Here is a 16,178-nt window from a genome sequence, read left to right on the forward strand (position 1 = left end):
GGTTTCCAAATAGGTTAGTTACTGTATTTACATAATACCTCAGCCATCCTCCATGGCATTCATTATTCTTCCGTAAATTCATGTGTTGCTAACGTGGTAGCTAGTTGATCTTCCACTCCTCTAATCGTTGCACTAGAACCCACGTAATTATTTACCATGATGGAGAAAATAAGCGGCTTCCCATCCTTCGTTGTAACATAGCCAGAAAGGGTGGATACCCCCGTTAACGATCCTGTTTTTGCTGTCACATTTCCTTTTGCTGGCTCTGATGTCATTCGATACCGAAGTGTACCTCCAACTAACCTTTCTGCTTCACCTGCAACCGGTAATGACTCCTTATAAGCAGCGAACCAGTCCTCATCCTGTACGTTGTAAAGCAATTCAGCAAGATCATTTGCTGGAATCATATTCTTATGCGACATTCCAGAACCATCCCGAAGTAGTATCGTGTCTTCATCTACACCAAAATCGGTAATAACGTCTCCGATCACCTGCAGCCCCTCATCCCAGCTGCCTTCATCGTTTATTACTTTTCCCATTTCCTTTGTCAGCACTTCACCATGCCCGTTATTGCTTAGTTTCATAAACGGAATGAGTAAATCCTTTACTGGCATTGACTGTTTAGATGTTAGGAGCTGGGCATCTGCCGGTGTTGCTGCAAACGTATCCTTGGAGTTGCCAATAAAAGAGATCCCCTGTGCTTTTAATGATTTTTTAAATACATCGAGCGCATATCCAGTTGGCTCCCATACCGATACCCACGACCTAGACGCTGCACCTTCTACTGGCATCGTACCCTCAACAACTACCGTATTCGATCCATGCTCTCGCTCAATCGAAATATCCCTCGGCTCTCCGGCATCCACCATTTTCGTGTTATTTTTAATCGTTATATAATCTGTCTCTGGCATAACACGTATTTCCGCTTTTCCTTTGGCAGTATCTTTCGCAGTTGCTTCTACAATTACCGTACCAGCATCGTAGTCTTCATTTGGTGACAGGGTTAATGCCGAGACCTGTGCACCTGTATAAAATGGCTCATCAGACCAATTCAGATCCTGCGAAAGACGAACGTCATCATACCATGTATCATCACCTACAAGATCTCCCTTAATTTTCCGAATTCCTTGCTTCTTTAAATCCTTAGCAAATTGAACAAAATCCGTTTGGAGGAGGGTGGGATCACCCTTTCCTTTTAAGTATAGATTTCCATGTAGTACCTTCCCTCTTCGCTTACCATCCGTTAATATCTCTGTCGCAAATTGGTAGTCCTTCCCAAGTGTTTCTAAAGCTGCTGCTGCCGTTAGTAATTTCATGTTAGAAGCCGGATGTAGTCGAATGTCACCGTTCTGTTGATAAAGTAGTTCACCAGTATCTGCACGCTTAATGCTAACACCCGTAACCGTCCCTTCCAGATGCTCATTCGCTAGTATAGCGGAAAGCTTTTCATCCAACGGAGCATCTTCATCCATTTCTGCCGCTGTTATATCTTCGGATGCTTTTACAAATAAGGGCTCCTCCTGTTTCAAAAATGGGATTATCGTAATAAATAAGAACAAGAGGAGCAAAAATCCTTTCTTCATGTGATTCTTCCAATCCATGAGCTTGTCCACATCCCTTCATTTTATTTGAATATTTTAATTATACAGTAAAATAGTGCATTTATTAGAAATTTTATAAAAAAAGCTTCCATAGACCTAGATAAATAGGACCTTATTTATCCCTTCTACAGTCGCTAAGAGCTCCGCATACGCTTTTTCCATCAACGATACGAACCCGATCGATTCAACAATGATACCTTTGAAAGAATGCAAAGGTAAGTTTCACTGTATCACACTAATCGGGCTTTACGAGCAATTGACCGCTCATTTATCTTTCATGATTCCATCGAGAAGCTTAAAATGTGGACCTTTCTTCCCGATAATTCGGCTTAAAAAACGTGTCTTAGAAATAAAAGGAATGTCATGTAATTTATGTTTCATTACCATATCATCTGAGACAGGTTTCATAAGATAAAAGGTTATAACATGACAAACAAAGGAAAAGCCCATTGGTTTCTACTAGGATTTTTATATATAGAAGAGTGTCGTTTTATAACCTATTACCCTATCATATACATAAGCTTATGGAACGATGGACCACAATACTTTAATTGGGATTTATTTTATTTTGTAAGTTAGCCATCGTTACAATACATAAACAATTAAATTTCTTGCATAATCGGTTATAACTATCCTAGTGCGAATATCATTAGCGATTAATCGCGGAAACTAAAGTGGTACAATTTGACCTCTAATCTCCCCTGCAGGATTTTGTTCAGTATGAGCATTTACATACGTTAGTTCTCGTTCCATAGAATTTATTAAATCCTCTACAGTCCTTATTCCTACCTCATTTGGTACAATGTCATCATCAGTAATAATGCCAGTAATAACACCTCTTTGCGTCGTAATGCCATTTTGTTCCTCAAGCGTTTCTAGGTTAGCCCCAAATAGGAAAACTACTACTGGTCCATTTTCTCCACGTTCACCAAAGTGAATATGAGCCTGAATGAAATTTCGAATGTTCCGAACATCTAGCGAAAACTTTACTTTAGTTCTTCTTTTATTTACTACAAATTTTGCACTACCAAAAGCGTTAGTCTTTACCGGGGGGACTTCGTTATCTCCCTTCAATCTAGCTTTAAACGTTTTTAGCATGTTTTCACCTTCCTTCCATATAATTGCTATAGTTTATGTATGGATATATGGTCTGTATAGTTTTAAAACCTAATTGTTGGATGTATAGTAACGAGCCAGGTCACGCGGACATTAACTGTCAATGAAGGAACCAAAAGGCTAGCTTCTCAATTTTAATACTTGGGAAATAGAAATTCTGTAAAATCCGCATTTTCCTAATACACCATGTTGTCAAAGGAAATGCTAAAATTAGTTGCTTACATAATTTTATTTTGTTTAAAAGCCCGTAGGGTTAGCTTCCCTACAATAGGTGTCACTGAATATGGGTTCTCATCATGTTTACTTATTAACATATTTTCCATCGATGCGCCCATTGTAGGGTCCATAAGCCATAACATCATTTTTCAATCATGAATATCCCTCCTCTTGATATACGTTTAAAATGCCTCACGTAGTGAGGTTATGCAGTTCTAGACGGAAAAATCTTATCATTATCAGCGTATAACCAATCATAATAAAGCCTTCATTCATAGGTTATAAGAGAAGTCTATTTATTAGGGTCCGATCTAAAAATGTCACAGTATGGTGGTGGATTTGCGCTAGTTGTTGTGTTGTTTGTCGTTCTAATTATTGTTGGTGCTGGATCATTCGGCTATGGTAGTTACGGCTAATAAACGTAAATAAGAATTAAGACGAAATAAAGTAACCCAATTTAACGAATAATGATAGCCATGTTTGTCACTCCTACTATGTAGAGAGTGTTGATATAAATTTAATTTTGTTTATCCCCCACGGATGGTTAGTACCACAAGTATGACCTAAAGACTTTTGAACCAATCGGACATTTACTGGCAGTCGATCCACCACTTACCAATTTTGATTTCATTCTATTGCTTGAGGTGGGGGTCTTACTGTCAGTTATATGCAGGATAAAAGGAGGGATATGAATGTCATTCGGATATGGCGGTCAAGGCTATGGTGGCGGTTACGGCTGCGGCTATGGTGGTGGCTACGGATACGGTGGTGGATTTGCACTTATTGTTGTATTATTCATTCTATTAATCATTGTAGGAGCTGCAGCATTTGGACACAGTTATTAGAAAGTTTTAACGTAATAAATCGACAATTGAAGAAATGATGATGCTGACTTATATTTTATTTTTGTCAGCATCTTTTTTATGAAAACTTTCCAATCAATTACACCTACTTGGATATGTGATCATACCCTAAAAGATAATTCTTTTATCAAATAAGGGAGATGGTTTTTTGTATCCATTTTATAATTACAGAGTAAGCAATTGGGAAGCTGTTTTATCTTTTTTGTACCATAGTTTGTATGCTGAAGAAATGGTATGTGCTATGAGTAGCGAGTTATTCCATATACCGGAAACAAAGGATTTAAAAGGGAACAACGAAATGCATAGTCACCTAGTCCCTGCATCCTATCATCGTATAACCGCAGTGGGATCATCTCAAAGACTTACGAATGGTGAGCAACGGCAATCTATTATTGACACATTAATAGCTTGTATAATTAATGCGGAGACGCAAGATAAAAAAGTGCGTGAGGGCTTAGATACGATGGCTGAGAATGCGCCAACTGAATATAAATCCTTTATGGAAACAATTATCATATGGCAAGAGCAGGCAGAAGCGTATTTAAATGAAACAAAAGAAGCTTTACAATCAATGGGGATTTCTGTTCCATCAGAAAGCGAACAGTATAGTTCAAGAGGTTGGTCTTAGTGACTAACCTTTTTGTTTATATAAAAAATAATTGCAGAGATACAAGGTAGGATTTATTTAAAACAAAAGGAGCCTATACCTTTCCTTCCATACTCTAAATTATAGAAGGAACAAAAGCGGAAGCTCCCGAATAGAAACGTAGCGACTGGACTGAGGCAACGGAGATAAAAGAATGAAAGGTGATTTTAATCCACTTTGGAGTATTACGTTGATTAATTTGCATTTTCTAATTTTGAAATTCCCTTTATTTTAGCTGCATCATTTAATGTGGAGAACTGGGCATGTACCACTATTAAATTGCCAACAATAAGATGATATTTTAAATTTATTAGCTATACTTTGTAACATTTGCCTATGGGATGAATATTTTAGGAGTGAGTAATATAGGAAGGAAGGATACAATGCACTATCAACATGAAATGGATCACCCATATCAACACTATGAATCACCATATGAACAAGGCTATGATTCTCCATACATGGATCATAATACACACAAAAAACAAATGTATGAATTATGTAATAAATTTCATTTATACTTTGTGCAAATTCAAGCAATAGATGGGCAAATGTATGATGGCATTATTGAAGATGTAGATGACGACAGTGTAACATTGCTTATGCCATATGGTGATATGGACAGAGAAGTGGGAACGGAACGCCAATACGGCTTTGGGTATAGTGGATATGGTGGATATGGCGGATATGGTGGATTCGGTTTTCCTAGAAGGTTTCGTCGTTTTAGACGGTTCCGATTTCCATTTTTCCGACTACGTCGTTTATTTTTCCCATACTATTATTAATATTTCCCTCCGAATTGTTAATCCTTTCGAAAAAGATGCCTCTTTCATAAGTTGATAAGAGGCATCTTTTGATGATTAAAATCCTTCGATGTGTACTAGTAATCATTATTCATACTCGACTTTTTAGAAGGGTTCTTTTATTTTAAATAAAGAATAATGATGTCAACAATACAAGGGAAACAATAGCAAAGAAGGGAAAAAAGAACCCTGATACACCTGAATCAAGATAAATTCCTTTAGGAGTAACATCCTTTAGAACACCACGATAACATTTCCCATAGTGATCTACGACCTTAACTGGCTTTCCATAGTATTTACAGGCTTTTTGATAAAAGTAATCAGCTTTCATCGAATTCCTCCTTTCTTACCAATACAGTATTATCATATTCTAAAAGATTCTAACTGTATGGATAAGTGAAGGAGGGGTTAAGTACAAATAAGTATCCGCTCATCAAACGGGCTGTTTAAGTTTCGCCATATGAAGGACACTTTACCAACGAGAAGCTGGGACAAAACACAACTTCTTTACTCAAAATACGAATAATCATGTTATCAATAGGAGTATCATCGCCGCACCGTGAAACTATACGCGCTTTTCGCGGGCACGGCATCAGCTAACTTAGTAAAGAAAAACACGTTACCAAGTGGATCTTTGGACTCGTGCTGTTCCCTCCGGAGTCTCGCTTATTTCAGGTGCTAAATGAATGATTCTAATTAGAAAACGAATTGTTTCTTCATTCTTTTGTCTCAGCCTCTAATTTTTTAATTTCCTCACTAGCGATCATTACATTTTGAAACTAAAGCCAAGCAACATACATTTCCTCAAGATTGCGAATATTGGTAATTCCAACTATAAAAATTCATGAAAAAACCTTATAATTAGGGTATGGTAGTCCTGTCCAAATCCCTAACTATAAGGAGTTCACATAAACAATCCTACCATTAGATTCAAAAATTATACAAAAAATGATTGAACACGCACAACTCGATACAGACTTGGCTGGGAATACATTGAGTTTTGTAGTCCTCATTCAAAAAAATACCTAATGTGTAAGAATTAGCTCCCAGCTTGCGTTACTTAAAGTGAAATCAAAAAAGGAGGAATAGAGATGATAAAAATTGGCGCTGTATTTATCCCTGTAACCAATATGGAAAAATCTGCTCAATGGTATCAGGAGAAGCTTGGGTTAAATCCTATTGGCGCTTGGCCAGATGGTAATGGAGCAGATTTTTATTTTACAGAGGAAAAGCAATATGTAACACTTATAAAGGTGAAAAAAATGCCACCAACCACTTTCCCTGACATTACGGATTTTCAGAATTCTAACTTCAATTTTACAACTGCTGATGTGCATGCATTACATACTGAATTAAAGCAAAAAGGTGTGCATGTTTCCGAGGTAGAGGATCATGGAGCAATTACTGGCTTTGACTTTTATGATCTAGATGGCAACACGTTTAGTGTCATTATAGATAGCTAGTATGAAAAGGGACAAACCAAACGAAATATAGATAAGGAAACTCTGAACTCCATTCGATATACGAAGTTATGTTCGAATAATAGTTCAGAGTTTTATCGTTTATTCTTTGGAAATGATATTTGTTTGTCTTAATTGAGCCCTTCTGTAAATCTAGCTTTTCTTTACGGGTATTAATATCGTAAATTCTGGCTCCTCTTCGATTTTATCCATCTTGTATAGCTCAACATGGGTTAAATGACCGACAGAGTTCTCCTCATACCCTTGGCTTTGAATCCATTCATAGATATTTTGGTAGGAGCGATCTATTGCCTGTCCTTTTTCATGATCACACGTTGCATATGTTAGCTCAGGTAGGGTTACAATCTCCATACCCGATGGAATCTTTTCCACGTCAGTCACTTCCACGACAGCATAATGGATGAAACCATTCGAAGCTGGATTTGCATGATAAGATAATCCAAAGAAACGATCTGGCTCCAATGCATCGACTATTTCATGTACTCGCCTTCGCAATTCTCTTTGCAGATTTCGAATTTCTCCAGCGGCCGCTCCAACAAATGTACCTTCCCATTTTAGACCAATTGCTGTAAACCCAGCTTTTGTCAATAGTTTCGCCTCATTAGCCTGCTTATCCCTCAAAATTATCAACCCTTTCCTAATTTTCTAACTAATTATATACTAATAGTGTGACAGGTCTAGTCTATATTTCCAACTATTTTCGGGAGAAGGGGGGGCTACATTCTAACAAGCATGCTTACAGCTTAGTATAGCACGCCCTTCGACCAACCCTTGATGGAGCTAACAGTCTTACTTTATTTCACGAACAAATGCATAAGCTGGAAAGGAAAATCGCTTCTATGAAATTCTACATAGCCTCTAGTTTTAAAAACAAAGAACACGTACGTTACTTAGCAGAAGGGCTCGTCCATAACGGGAACCTACAAACATACGACTGGACACAGAATACTCGAGCAACCACGGAAAAGGAGCTACAATTCATTGGCAGCAAAGAGAAGCAAGCAGTTGTAGACTGTGATGTATTTATTATGCTAGTACCTGCAGGAAAAGGGAGTCATATAGAATTAGGCATTGCGGCGGCTTTGGAAAAAACAATCTATATCTTTTCAGAAACAACCATACTCCCAGAAAAAGCAAGTACCTTCTACTATTTACCTTTTATCCATAGAAGGCAGGGACTACTGAAAGATTTTCGGAACGAGCTAATAAAAAGGAGCTGATCGTTTGCTAACATTCTTCCGCTATAATTGGCAGGTTCGCGATGAATGGTTTGATTGGTGTACGCAAATTTCTCACGATGAACTGGTAAAGCAACGAACTGGTGGTGTAAGAAGTATTTTGGGTACGCTCTTTCACATCATAGATGTGGAGCAAGCGTGGATAAACGGATTAGCTGGTAAAGAAGAATACCATTATGACAAAGAAGAATTTACCAGCTTAGAGGATATAGTAACATTTTCCCAAACTTGTAGGAGACAAATTTTACCTTATATCGAATCGTATTATGCTGGTAAAGATTATAAGCCTTGTTTTGGAATGTTTACCCACGGGGAAATCATGCGTCATGTCATTGCTCACGAAATCCACCATGTGGGACAATTATCTATCTGGTCGCGCGAGCTAAATAGGGAACCCATCACTGCCAATTTAATACGAAGAGGACTTTATAACACAGATAAGGAGTAATACTATTGTTTATCGTAAATGTAGAAGGCGCCATTTATAAAGACAACAAATGGTTAATTGGAAAACGTAGTGTAAAGAAGATCATGCCGCTAATACATTATCACTAATTGATGGAAAAGTAGAGCAAAGAAGGCAATACGGATACCATACTTGAAACGACATTACGTAGAGAAATTACCGAGGAGGTAGGAATTTTTGTTAAGCACCCTATATATATAACAAGCGCCTCCTTTGTAACCGATACAGGTATCCATGTTGTAAATATAGTATATCTATGTGAACATCAATCTGGTAAAGCAATTGCGAAAGATCCTAACGAGATAGCTGCTGTTTATTGGATGACAACAGAGGAGATCATCCACGGGTCCACGATCCCAGGATATGTGAAAGCTTATATTAAGCAAGCAGATCGCTTAAAGCAAAAGGTGATAACCAAAACAGAAAAGACATTCGAAACGTAACTACTTTTGTAATCGATTATCTCACGTATATGATTTGGAGCAGCAGTAAGGAGATTGCTACACAACTTTCCCTTAAGCTTTCATTATTTATAAGAGAATAGTCATATACGAGCTATAGAAGGGATTGTGTGTACGTGATACTAACAAACGAAATGGCTTTGCAGATCGAACAAGCTGAGATTGATACACTCCAATCAAGATTAACTGCTATTTCCCACATCCAAGGAAATCCAATGGATGCTGACGTAAGAACATTTGGAAATGCTACTGCATTTACTGCTACCAAAATTCCTGGCCCTTCCTTTAATACAGTGAAAGGACTGACTGATAATGATAGCGACTATTTAGAGGAGATAATTGACTTTTACCAGCAAAAGAACATTCCGTTACAATTCGAACTAACTCCAGCCCATGTGTCAAATGTTGTATTTGATGCACTTGCTTCCAGAGGCTTTTACCAAAAAGGATTTCATACCGTTCTTTATGGAGAAACGGCGAAGCTTAAACGCAGACAGTTTCCTGATATTACTATCAAACCAATACATATAGACAATTTTAATACATTTGCACATATTTATACAAAAGGATTCGCAATGCCTGATTTTTTAAACCCCTTTATTGCAGAAAATAACGCTGTTTTGCACAAGGTGCCTGGCTGGACGTTTCTACTTGCTAATAGCAGCAATACACCGGCAGGAGTTGGTGTACTATTTACAAAGAATACGATTGCGAACTTAGCTGCCGCAGCAACGCTTCCTACCGACCAAAATAAAGGTGTGCATCAAGCCTTACTTCAACGACGTATCCAGCTTGCAAGAGAGGCAAACTGTAAAATCATCGTTGGTCAAGCCACATTTGGTAGTGTGAGCCAGCAGAACATGCAAAAAGTAGGAATGACCATCGCATACACCAAGTCAATTTGGCGGAAGAAATAATCTCCTTATAGAAATAGGGATCATTTAACAGAATCCAGCATACTTTCAGTTAATAAGATTGTTGAGAGGTGTGATATCGTTGCATAAAACGGTTGTATTGGTTTATCTAATGCTTTTCTTAATAGTGTTTGCCGCGTGTGAAACGGACAGTAAAGTGAAAGAAGACAGCGTAAAAGCTATAAAAGGGAATGATGAAAATTCAACAACTGCATTAAATGAAGCATATAATGATTGGGAGCTTACTCCAATCTTTGAGTATCATACGAAAAGTAAGGATGGTGAAGATTTAACTTATGAAGTTATCGGAAAAAAGGATGCATTTGGTATAACTGGCCCTTTCCCAATCGTATCTAGTAAATCACAAAAATATTTTTGGTTTTATTGGGGGCAAGAAAATATTAAAAATCAACCAGTAGAAATAATGGCATTAAAAAAAAGGAGCAAAAGATTTAATTAAGGTGTTTTCTGGAGAATTCTACAGCGGAGCACAAATTAATAAAAACGAAGTTAATATGCCATCAAATTTATTATTCCCATCTCCCGGAGTTTGGAATGTACTCATTTTTATATAGTGAAACTTCATCCCGTGGGAGTTTTGTTTATCCCCCACGGATTGTTAGTTGAACCAATCGGACATTTACTGGCAGTTGATCCCCACCTATCCATATTGGTTTTACTTTATTGCTTGAGTGGGGGTCTTACTGCCAGTTATATGCGGGATAGATGATGAGCTTACTGGGAACATTGTCGTAGAAGTAGTATCAACTGATTAATTACGATGAACTGTAACATATTTATTTAAATACATCATTTAAGACAGCTTACCATCCCCACGGAAAAAATTGATCTAATACATAACCTAGCTACCTTCCAACAACAGATAGCTAGGTATTGATTTTTTTCAACTAATAGACTCCAACAGCATTATAGGCTTGTTCGACAGCTGCCACCGCCTCTGATTCGTCTCCATATAGATCCGTAGCCGCTTGTATAGCAGCTTGACGCATCATGCTAAAATCGGAATTACTTGTTAAATAAAGGGATAGGGCGCGATAATAAATTTGTTCTGTTACATCACGGCCAACTCCATTCACTTCAACATCGTAATGCTCTCCTCCCTCTGAAACTAAATAAGCTGCTTTATTATTAATACTGCTGTTTATATGGACGCCACCATTATCTAATGGTCCTGTATATCTTCTATCCCAATGATCTGGATAGGGCTCCTGTGTGCGTCTTTCAATCAATGCCGTCGGATCTTCCATTGATCGCAAGGCCATCGTTCCATCTGCCATAATTGCATCACCGATTAGCCAATCATCCCGATCAACCATTGCCCCAAATATATCTGCAAACGATTCATTCAAGGCGCCAGACTGATTACGATAAATTAATCCGGCTGTATGCTGAACAACACCATGGCTCATTTCATGAGCAGCAACATCAAGTCCTCCTGCTAACGGATGAAAACGAATGCCATCTCCATCCCCATAGGACATCTGCCTCCCATTCCACGATGCATTATTCCAGTTATGTCCGACATGAACCGCTGATATTAAAATTTGACCATTGTCATCTACAGAATTACGATTAAAGGTATCCAAATAATAATCATATGTTTTTTGTGCATTTGCATGAGCATCGACGGCTGATCCATCCCGGAACATCTTATTTAAACTTGTTATATCTACATTTGTACCTGTTGTATGGTCATACGTTACTACCCCATCACCACGAGTAATATCAAATAGCCTGTACATCCCATTAAATGCCTGAGCCTCAAACATCTGTTTATCACCAAACACGCCTCTTCCAAAAGCAGTAACATGATGAGCAGCATTATATGAATCGATAATGCTACCATTGGACGCGTCAACAAAATAATGCCAAAACCCTACGGATGGCTGTGTAGTAGAAGCCGTAACAAGATACGTGTCATAGAATTTTTCCTTATATTCATATAAATATCGTTTTGCATCTACTTCACCATCATAATCCTTTACTTCCCCAATTTTCTTTTCAATATGTGCTTTAGCAATTTCTTTTGCTTTCGCTGCTGATACCGTCGTTTTTTCTGCCACATTTTTCGTTTCTATTGCAGGAATAACCTTACCGAAATACGCAGTAACGTCTTTATTTTCATCTAATGTAATTGTCTGATCCGCGCCAAATATAGGTATGCCTTTATACAACTGCTCTAGCTTAAAATGGGTGGTGCCTGTTTCCCGATCTATTTGTTCATTTGTTATGTTAAAATTAATATGCGAACGATCTGTTAATTGAAAGTGTTCTTGATTGGATTCCAAATATGAAAGGACAACCTCTTTTTTGGATAGACCACTTGGTGCCTGCCATTTTTCAATAATATATGAGGGGGTATCGTAGGAGTTATCTATGTTTATTTTTGTTTCTTGCGCATGAATCATAGTACTATGGGTAATCATTCCAAATGACAATGGAACCGCCAGTGTCAAAGCCATCCATTTTTTCTTTAATTTCATACCTACCATCCTTTCCATCTTTCATAAATTAGCCGCTGCCCGGAGCAAGCGGAGCCGTTCATCCTTCACTCCCTTTCTGCTATTAATTATGAAGTCTACACCCTCTTAACTCTAGTAAATTTTAAAAATGAATTGCTAGAATCTTACGTGTAGAAACTATTATAGATTAATAGACTCGATAAATTTGTCGAAACCCGTAGCTATGTTTATGAATAATAAAAAATGATTAATATGTACTGATTTCTGTTTACTTATACATAGGAGTTAGGAATGAAACCCATTAGAAAAGAAGCTGATTTCGTTACTTTTTTCGAGGCTAAATAACTACCCTTATCTGTCAACGAAAAGAAACCTCTGTTAAAAACGATTCAAACCTCCTAATAAAGCTACGGTTATTATAAATAATAGCTAAAATGTTATAACTTATTCACTATAAATCCGAGAAAAATTAGCGATTATACTCCATCATTCGTCTTGACCCTTCATTTGTTTGCACCTTTTTCCTCAGTTTATTTGGAAAGCAAAACAGAAATAGTTTTTATTTTTTCAGCAATAAAATAGAAGGAAATTCTACAAAATAACTCGAAATAGATAGATGGAAGGAAGGAAGTGAAAGCGATGTTAAAAGGAAAACATTTCTATCTAAGGCCGTTTACCGAAGACGATGTGACCGAATGCCTGAATCTCGAAAAACGTAACCGCTCCTTTTTTGCAGCCTATTCCATAGAAAGAGAAGAGGATTTTTATACAGAAGAGGCTCAGCTTAAAAGAATTCGGCAAGCGATAAGTAGACAAGCGAAAGAAGAGGAGTACCATTTTGGGATGTTTCTAAACGAAGAGGACAAGCTAATTGGTACGATTAATTTGTTTCAAGTAAAGCGGGGACCAGTACAGTGTGCACTTATCGGCTACGTTCTTGATAAATCTCATAATGGCAAAGGATACATGACCGAGGCGGCTAAGCTTGTAGTAGATTTCGGATTTAACGAGCTGAAGCTCCATCGGATTGAAGCAGGAGTTATGCCACATAATACCGGATCGATTCGTGTATTAGAGAAGGCAGGATTTCATAAAGAAGGTATTGCCAAAAAGAATGTGAAAATAAACGGAAAGTGGGAAGACCATCAAGTATTAGCTATCATCAATCCAGAAGATATGTAGGAACAAAAGCGCAGATCGATTATCGTCATGCGCTTTTGTCAATTCGACGTTTCCTCAAAGGAAATTCCTTCTACTTTTTCTGACGATACATGATGCTTTATATGAATTCGCACACCAAATTCCTTATCTCCTTCTCGTAGCCACAGCTTAAATTTTTCTATTCTTGAGTCATCCTGTTCTTCATTGCCACTGTATAAATAATCAACAATCTCGGCATCTGGATATTTAGCCATCGTTGCTTTGACAGCCATTTTACCCCACTTTGCATAGGCAGGAACTTCTTCAACAACAGCTGCAGCAGCTTGTTCTGTAGGAATTAGAGAAGTCGCCCCTGTAATAAGCATCAACCCACTCAAGCTAACTGCCATAAAAAATGTATGCATCGGTCCATCCTCCTTTATACATTTAGAATGTGAAGAATTTGTGAATTTATACGTATCTTGATTTGTGAACTTCGAACACGTTTACTGTGAACTTCAACGAATTTTATTTAGTATAATAAATGAATAGGTGATGAAGGGGAGGGAGCAATGAACATGACAACTATTTGTTTAATTAGACACGGGGAAACCGATTGGAATGCCGCGGGAAAGCTCCAAGGCAAAACGGATATTCCATTAAATGATACTGGTAGAAAGCAAGCTATGAAATGTGCTACATATTTAAATAGCGAAGATTATGATGAACTGATATGTAGTCCATTACGAAGGGCAAAGGAAACTGCAGAAATTATAAATAAGCAACTACAATTACCATTTAAAATAATGGAAGCGTTCAAGGAACGATCTTTTGGAAAAGCAGAAGGAATGACCATCGCAGAAAGGAATGAAGCTTATCCTGATCGCAACTTCCCTAATCAGGAAGAGCGGGAGGATTTTCAAGCACGAGTAATGGGTGGTATTGCAAAAGTGAAGGAGCAATACCCTAACAAACGGATTTTATTAGTTGCACATGGCGCTGTAATTAATGCGATACTCTCCGAGCTATCTGACGGGGAAATTGGTTCTGGTAAAACAAAGCTTATGAATGGATGTATTAGTAATATTCATGTTCAGCAAGATGATTGGAAGGTTCGTGACTATAATCAAACAGAACATCTCTCCTAAGAAAAAAGCGCAAGCGCTCGATTAGAAACGTAGCGACTGGAGTGAGTCAATAGAGATAAAGGCTTCAAGTTGAAGCTTGCGAGCCAATGATGACTTATCGTAGGGGGTGCCCGCCATGGCGGCACCCCCTATATTTGTGTATGTTAATCAATTATCAATGTATCTTCCTTCATTTTGTAAGCACATTACATACCGGACAACGATGGGGCTTAACATCCAGTTCCACATGGAGCTGAAAAACTCCACACATAGACATCTGTCGTCCTTTTTTGATGATCATTCCTTTACTTCAATAATAAAGCTAGCCTCGGCTTCCTGTATACGTACTTCTACATTTCCTGATTCCGTAAATGTATAGGGGGAAAGCTCATATATACTTTGCACATCATGCGCTTCTGCCAAACCATTGATTACTTGGTCATTTAATTCGGTTATATTTGCCTCCCACGTTTCCGTTGCACCTGATGGATAGGTAAGCTCTACTACCGTGTTGCCCTCTAAATTCCAATCTTCCCATGTGACAAGATGAAGATTGGCTTCTTTATCTTTAGTTACAAGTCCATCACCATAATATCCGACATCACCAATTTCACCAAAAACTGTATGTTCATTCCCATTCACCTGTATATCTAAATAGGGTGGTTGATAGGTCACTTCATAATAAATTCCATAAGCGAGCGATACAACGCCTGCAACGGAAAGCCCAATCATTAACTTTTCAAATGTCCCTTTTTTAAAACCACTCATAAACTCCGAAAACGCTGCAAATTTAGCTATTGAAAATAAAACAATAACAACAGCAATTATACCAATTCCTAAGATAATATACATTTTCTCCCTCCCCATCCCTAATCTAATTTTATAAATTTCTGAATTAAAATGTCAACAGCATAAATAAACGAACGTATATTCTTGTTTTTGTGCGTAAACAAAGCTATACTTTTAACAGGTACAATTAAAACGAAACATAAGAGGAGTGACTAATCATGAACTATAAAAATGCACTTACACAGTATATAGATGCAACGAACTCACATGATTTCCAACAGGTTGAAAAGATGTTACATAAGGATGCACATTATTGGTTTACCGATAAAACCTGTGCTTCCATCCCTGAAATAAAAATGTATTTCGAGCACGCGTGGAGGACAATTGAGGATGAAATTTACCAAGCAAAAAACATTCAGTGGATCGCTGTCGATGAACATACAGCAACCTGTATCTACAACTACCATTATAAAGGGTACTATGAAGGGCGGCTTGTTTCAGGAAGCGGACGTGCAACAAATGTTTTTGTACAAACGGAGGATGGGAAGTGGAGGCTTATTCACGAGCATTTAAGTAGTTTGTAAGTTCATCACATAACGTTTAGCAAGAAAGGACACAACCTTTGTATACGAGCAAGTTATCTTCATTTTTTATATAATGGAAAAGGGAAGGATAGGATCTAACTAAAACAGTCCATTCTAAAGATGCACAATAGCAAATATTCGTAGATTGTTGAAAAAAGAAGATCGCTTTTCCTGCGTGCGATGTACTGCTGTCGAAGCCTTCCTTATCCTGCGAGAGTACAAGATAAAAGGCTTCGAGCAGACACCGTAG

At 37.8% G+C, this 16,178-nt stretch carries 20 protein-coding genes; 13 read left to right on the forward strand and 7 right to left on the reverse strand.

The features are described 5' to 3' along the window. Window positions 1–62 precede the first annotated feature (62 nt). Both dacB and ABDZ84_RS11770 read right to left on the reverse strand, forming a co-directional pair. Window positions 63–1,583, reverse strand: coding sequence for a D-alanyl-D-alanine carboxypeptidase/D-alanyl-D-alanine endopeptidase (gene dacB, locus ABDZ84_RS11765; protein ID WP_425542119.1), 1,521 nt, complete (start codon window positions 1,581–1,583; stop codon window positions 63–65). Between the two features lie 687 nt (window positions 1,584–2,270). After that, a complete protein-coding gene (locus ABDZ84_RS11770) occupies window positions 2,271–2,699 on the reverse strand; it encodes a CHRD domain-containing protein (RefSeq protein WP_026681910.1) in 429 nt (142 codons plus the stop codon). Window positions 2,700–3,250: 551 nt separating this feature from the next. Between ABDZ84_RS11770 and ABDZ84_RS11775 the strand changes: the two genes are divergently transcribed. The 4 genes from ABDZ84_RS11775 (at window position 3,251) to ABDZ84_RS11790 (ending at window position 5,227) form a co-directional block, all read left to right on the forward strand. Beyond that, on the forward strand, window positions 3,251–3,349 hold the full coding sequence (locus tag ABDZ84_RS11775) for a YjcZ family sporulation protein (RefSeq protein ID WP_166530617.1): 99 nt from the start codon (window positions 3,251–3,253) through the stop codon (window positions 3,347–3,349). Window positions 3,350–3,625: 276 nt separating this feature from the next. Beyond that, window positions 3,626–3,778: a YjcZ family sporulation protein gene (locus ABDZ84_RS11780; protein WP_080668705.1), complete on the forward strand. Its 153-nt coding sequence runs from the start codon at window positions 3,626–3,628 to the stop codon at window positions 3,776–3,778. Window positions 3,779–3,944: 166 nt separating this feature from the next. Then, window positions 3,945–4,424: a hypothetical protein gene (locus tag ABDZ84_RS11785; protein ID WP_026681909.1), complete on the forward strand. Its 480-nt coding sequence runs from the start codon at window positions 3,945–3,947 to the stop codon at window positions 4,422–4,424. 401 nt (window positions 4,425–4,825) lie between these two features. After that, window positions 4,826–5,227, forward strand: coding sequence for a hypothetical protein (locus ABDZ84_RS11790; RefSeq protein ID WP_343781614.1), 402 nt, complete (start codon window positions 4,826–4,828; stop codon window positions 5,225–5,227). A 142-nt stretch (window positions 5,228–5,369) separates the two neighbouring features. On the opposite strand, the gene ABDZ84_RS11795 is transcribed toward ABDZ84_RS11790, so the two are convergent. Next, a complete protein-coding gene (locus ABDZ84_RS11795) occupies window positions 5,370–5,576 on the reverse strand; it encodes a DUF2642 domain-containing protein (RefSeq protein WP_034679890.1) in 207 nt (68 codons plus the stop codon). A gap of 760 nt (window positions 5,577–6,336) precedes the next feature. Here ABDZ84_RS11795 and ABDZ84_RS11800 point away from each other — a divergent pair. Beyond that, the gene (locus ABDZ84_RS11800) at window positions 6,337–6,708 is read left to right on the forward strand and encodes a VOC family protein (protein WP_026683052.1); all 372 of its coding nucleotides are present in this window, start codon (window positions 6,337–6,339) and stop codon (window positions 6,706–6,708) included. 150 nt (window positions 6,709–6,858) lie between these two features. Here the strand turns inward: ABDZ84_RS11800 and ABDZ84_RS11805 are convergent, their stop codons facing one another. Beyond that, complete coding sequence (locus ABDZ84_RS11805; RefSeq protein ID WP_034679883.1) at window positions 6,859–7,347, reverse strand: GyrI-like domain-containing protein; 489 nt, start codon at window positions 7,345–7,347, stop codon at window positions 6,859–6,861. A 218-nt stretch (window positions 7,348–7,565) separates the two neighbouring features. Here ABDZ84_RS11805 and ABDZ84_RS11810 point away from each other — a divergent pair, with 218 nt between their 5' ends. The 5 genes from ABDZ84_RS11810 (at window position 7,566) to ABDZ84_RS11830 (ending at window position 10,265) form a co-directional block, all read left to right on the forward strand. Beyond that, window positions 7,566–7,946 carry a hypothetical protein gene (locus ABDZ84_RS11810; RefSeq protein ID WP_026683050.1) on the forward strand — a complete coding sequence of 127 codons (381 nt, stop codon included), beginning with the start codon at window positions 7,566–7,568 and terminating at the stop codon, window positions 7,944–7,946. Window positions 7,947–7,950: 4 nt separating this feature from the next. Beyond that, on the forward strand, window positions 7,951–8,412 hold the full coding sequence (locus tag ABDZ84_RS11815; RefSeq protein WP_026683049.1) for a DinB family protein: 462 nt from the start codon (window positions 7,951–7,953) through the stop codon (window positions 8,410–8,412). A gap of 146 nt (window positions 8,413–8,558) precedes the next feature. Beyond that, window positions 8,559–8,873, forward strand: a complete 315-nt coding sequence (locus ABDZ84_RS11820) for an NUDIX hydrolase (RefSeq protein ID WP_309299829.1) — start codon at window positions 8,559–8,561, stop codon at window positions 8,871–8,873. A 134-nt stretch (window positions 8,874–9,007) separates the two neighbouring features. Then, entirely contained in the window at window positions 9,008–9,808 is an 801-nt protein-coding gene (locus ABDZ84_RS11825; protein ID WP_026683048.1) for a hypothetical protein, read from the forward strand. Window positions 9,809–9,887: 79 nt separating this feature from the next. Next, window positions 9,888–10,265, forward strand: coding sequence for a hypothetical protein (locus ABDZ84_RS11830; protein ID WP_026683047.1), 378 nt, complete (start codon window positions 9,888–9,890; stop codon window positions 10,263–10,265). Between the two features lie 448 nt (window positions 10,266–10,713). On the opposite strand, the gene ABDZ84_RS11835 is transcribed toward ABDZ84_RS11830, so the two are convergent. Then, a complete protein-coding gene (locus tag ABDZ84_RS11835; RefSeq protein ID WP_034679881.1) occupies window positions 10,714–12,309 on the reverse strand; it encodes a M4 family metallopeptidase in 1,596 nt (531 codons plus the stop codon). A gap of 618 nt (window positions 12,310–12,927) precedes the next feature. On the opposite strand from ABDZ84_RS11835, the gene ABDZ84_RS11840 reads away from it, so the two are divergent. Next, window positions 12,928–13,470, forward strand: coding sequence for a GNAT family N-acetyltransferase (locus ABDZ84_RS11840; RefSeq protein ID WP_026683045.1), 543 nt, complete (start codon window positions 12,928–12,930; stop codon window positions 13,468–13,470). 38 nt (window positions 13,471–13,508) lie between these two features. Here the strand turns inward: ABDZ84_RS11840 and ABDZ84_RS11845 are convergent, their stop codons facing one another. Beyond that, complete coding sequence (locus ABDZ84_RS11845) at window positions 13,509–13,853, reverse strand: DUF3889 domain-containing protein (protein WP_026683044.1); 345 nt, start codon at window positions 13,851–13,853, stop codon at window positions 13,509–13,511. Between the two features lie 153 nt (window positions 13,854–14,006). Between ABDZ84_RS11845 and ABDZ84_RS11850 the strand changes: the two genes are divergently transcribed. After that, complete coding sequence (locus ABDZ84_RS11850; protein ID WP_026683043.1) at window positions 14,007–14,576, forward strand: histidine phosphatase family protein; 570 nt, start codon at window positions 14,007–14,009, stop codon at window positions 14,574–14,576. 276 nt (window positions 14,577–14,852) lie between these two features. Here ABDZ84_RS11850 and ABDZ84_RS11855 read toward each other — a convergent pair whose 3' ends face one another. Then, entirely contained in the window at window positions 14,853–15,407 is a 555-nt protein-coding gene (locus ABDZ84_RS11855) for a hypothetical protein (RefSeq protein ID WP_051388470.1), read from the reverse strand. Between the two features lie 155 nt (window positions 15,408–15,562). Here ABDZ84_RS11855 and ABDZ84_RS11860 point away from each other — a divergent pair, with 155 nt between their 5' ends. After that, window positions 15,563–15,928: a YybH family protein gene (locus ABDZ84_RS11860; RefSeq protein WP_026683042.1), complete on the forward strand. Its 366-nt coding sequence runs from the start codon at window positions 15,563–15,565 to the stop codon at window positions 15,926–15,928. Window positions 15,929–16,178 lie beyond the last annotated feature (250 nt).

The sequence above is a fragment of the Virgibacillus salarius genome (genome assembly GCF_039521925.1).
GTDB lineage: Bacteria > Bacillota > Bacilli > Bacillales > Amphibacillaceae > Virgibacillus > Virgibacillus salarius.

Coding starts and splice junctions, on each gene's coding strand:
- dacB (WP_425542119.1), bottom strand. CDS start 1,583: ATGAAGAAAGGATTTTTGCTCCTCTTGTTCTTATTTATTACGATAATC.
- ABDZ84_RS11770 (WP_026681910.1), bottom strand. CDS start 2,699: ATGCTAAAAACGTTTAAAGCTAGATTGAAGGGAGATAACGAAGTCCCC.
- ABDZ84_RS11775 (WP_166530617.1), top strand. CDS start 3,251: ATGTCACAGTATGGTGGTGGATTTGCGCTAGTTGTTGTGTTGTTTGTC.
- ABDZ84_RS11780 (WP_080668705.1), top strand. CDS start 3,626: ATGTCATTCGGATATGGCGGTCAAGGCTATGGTGGCGGTTACGGCTGC.
- ABDZ84_RS11790 (WP_343781614.1), top strand. CDS start 4,826: ATGCACTATCAACATGAAATGGATCACCCATATCAACACTATGAATCA.
- ABDZ84_RS11795 (WP_034679890.1), bottom strand. CDS start 5,576: ATGAAAGCTGATTACTTTTATCAAAAAGCCTGTAAATACTATGGAAAG.
- ABDZ84_RS11800 (WP_026683052.1), top strand. CDS start 6,337: ATGATAAAAATTGGCGCTGTATTTATCCCTGTAACCAATATGGAAAAA.
- ABDZ84_RS11810 (WP_026683050.1), top strand. CDS start 7,566: ATGAAATTCTACATAGCCTCTAGTTTTAAAAACAAAGAACACGTACGT.
- ABDZ84_RS11835 (WP_034679881.1), bottom strand. CDS start 12,309: ATGAAATTAAAGAAAAAATGGATGGCTTTGACACTGGCGGTTCCATTG.
- ABDZ84_RS11840 (WP_026683045.1), top strand. CDS start 12,928: ATGTTAAAAGGAAAACATTTCTATCTAAGGCCGTTTACCGAAGACGAT.
- ABDZ84_RS11845 (WP_026683044.1), bottom strand. CDS start 13,853: ATGCATACATTTTTTATGGCAGTTAGCTTGAGTGGGTTGATGCTTATT.
- ABDZ84_RS11850 (WP_026683043.1), top strand. CDS start 14,007: ATGACAACTATTTGTTTAATTAGACACGGGGAAACCGATTGGAATGCC.
- ABDZ84_RS11855 (WP_051388470.1), bottom strand. CDS start 15,407: ATGTATATTATCTTAGGAATTGGTATAATTGCTGTTGTTATTGTTTTA.
- ABDZ84_RS11860 (WP_026683042.1), top strand. CDS start 15,563: ATGAACTATAAAAATGCACTTACACAGTATATAGATGCAACGAACTCA.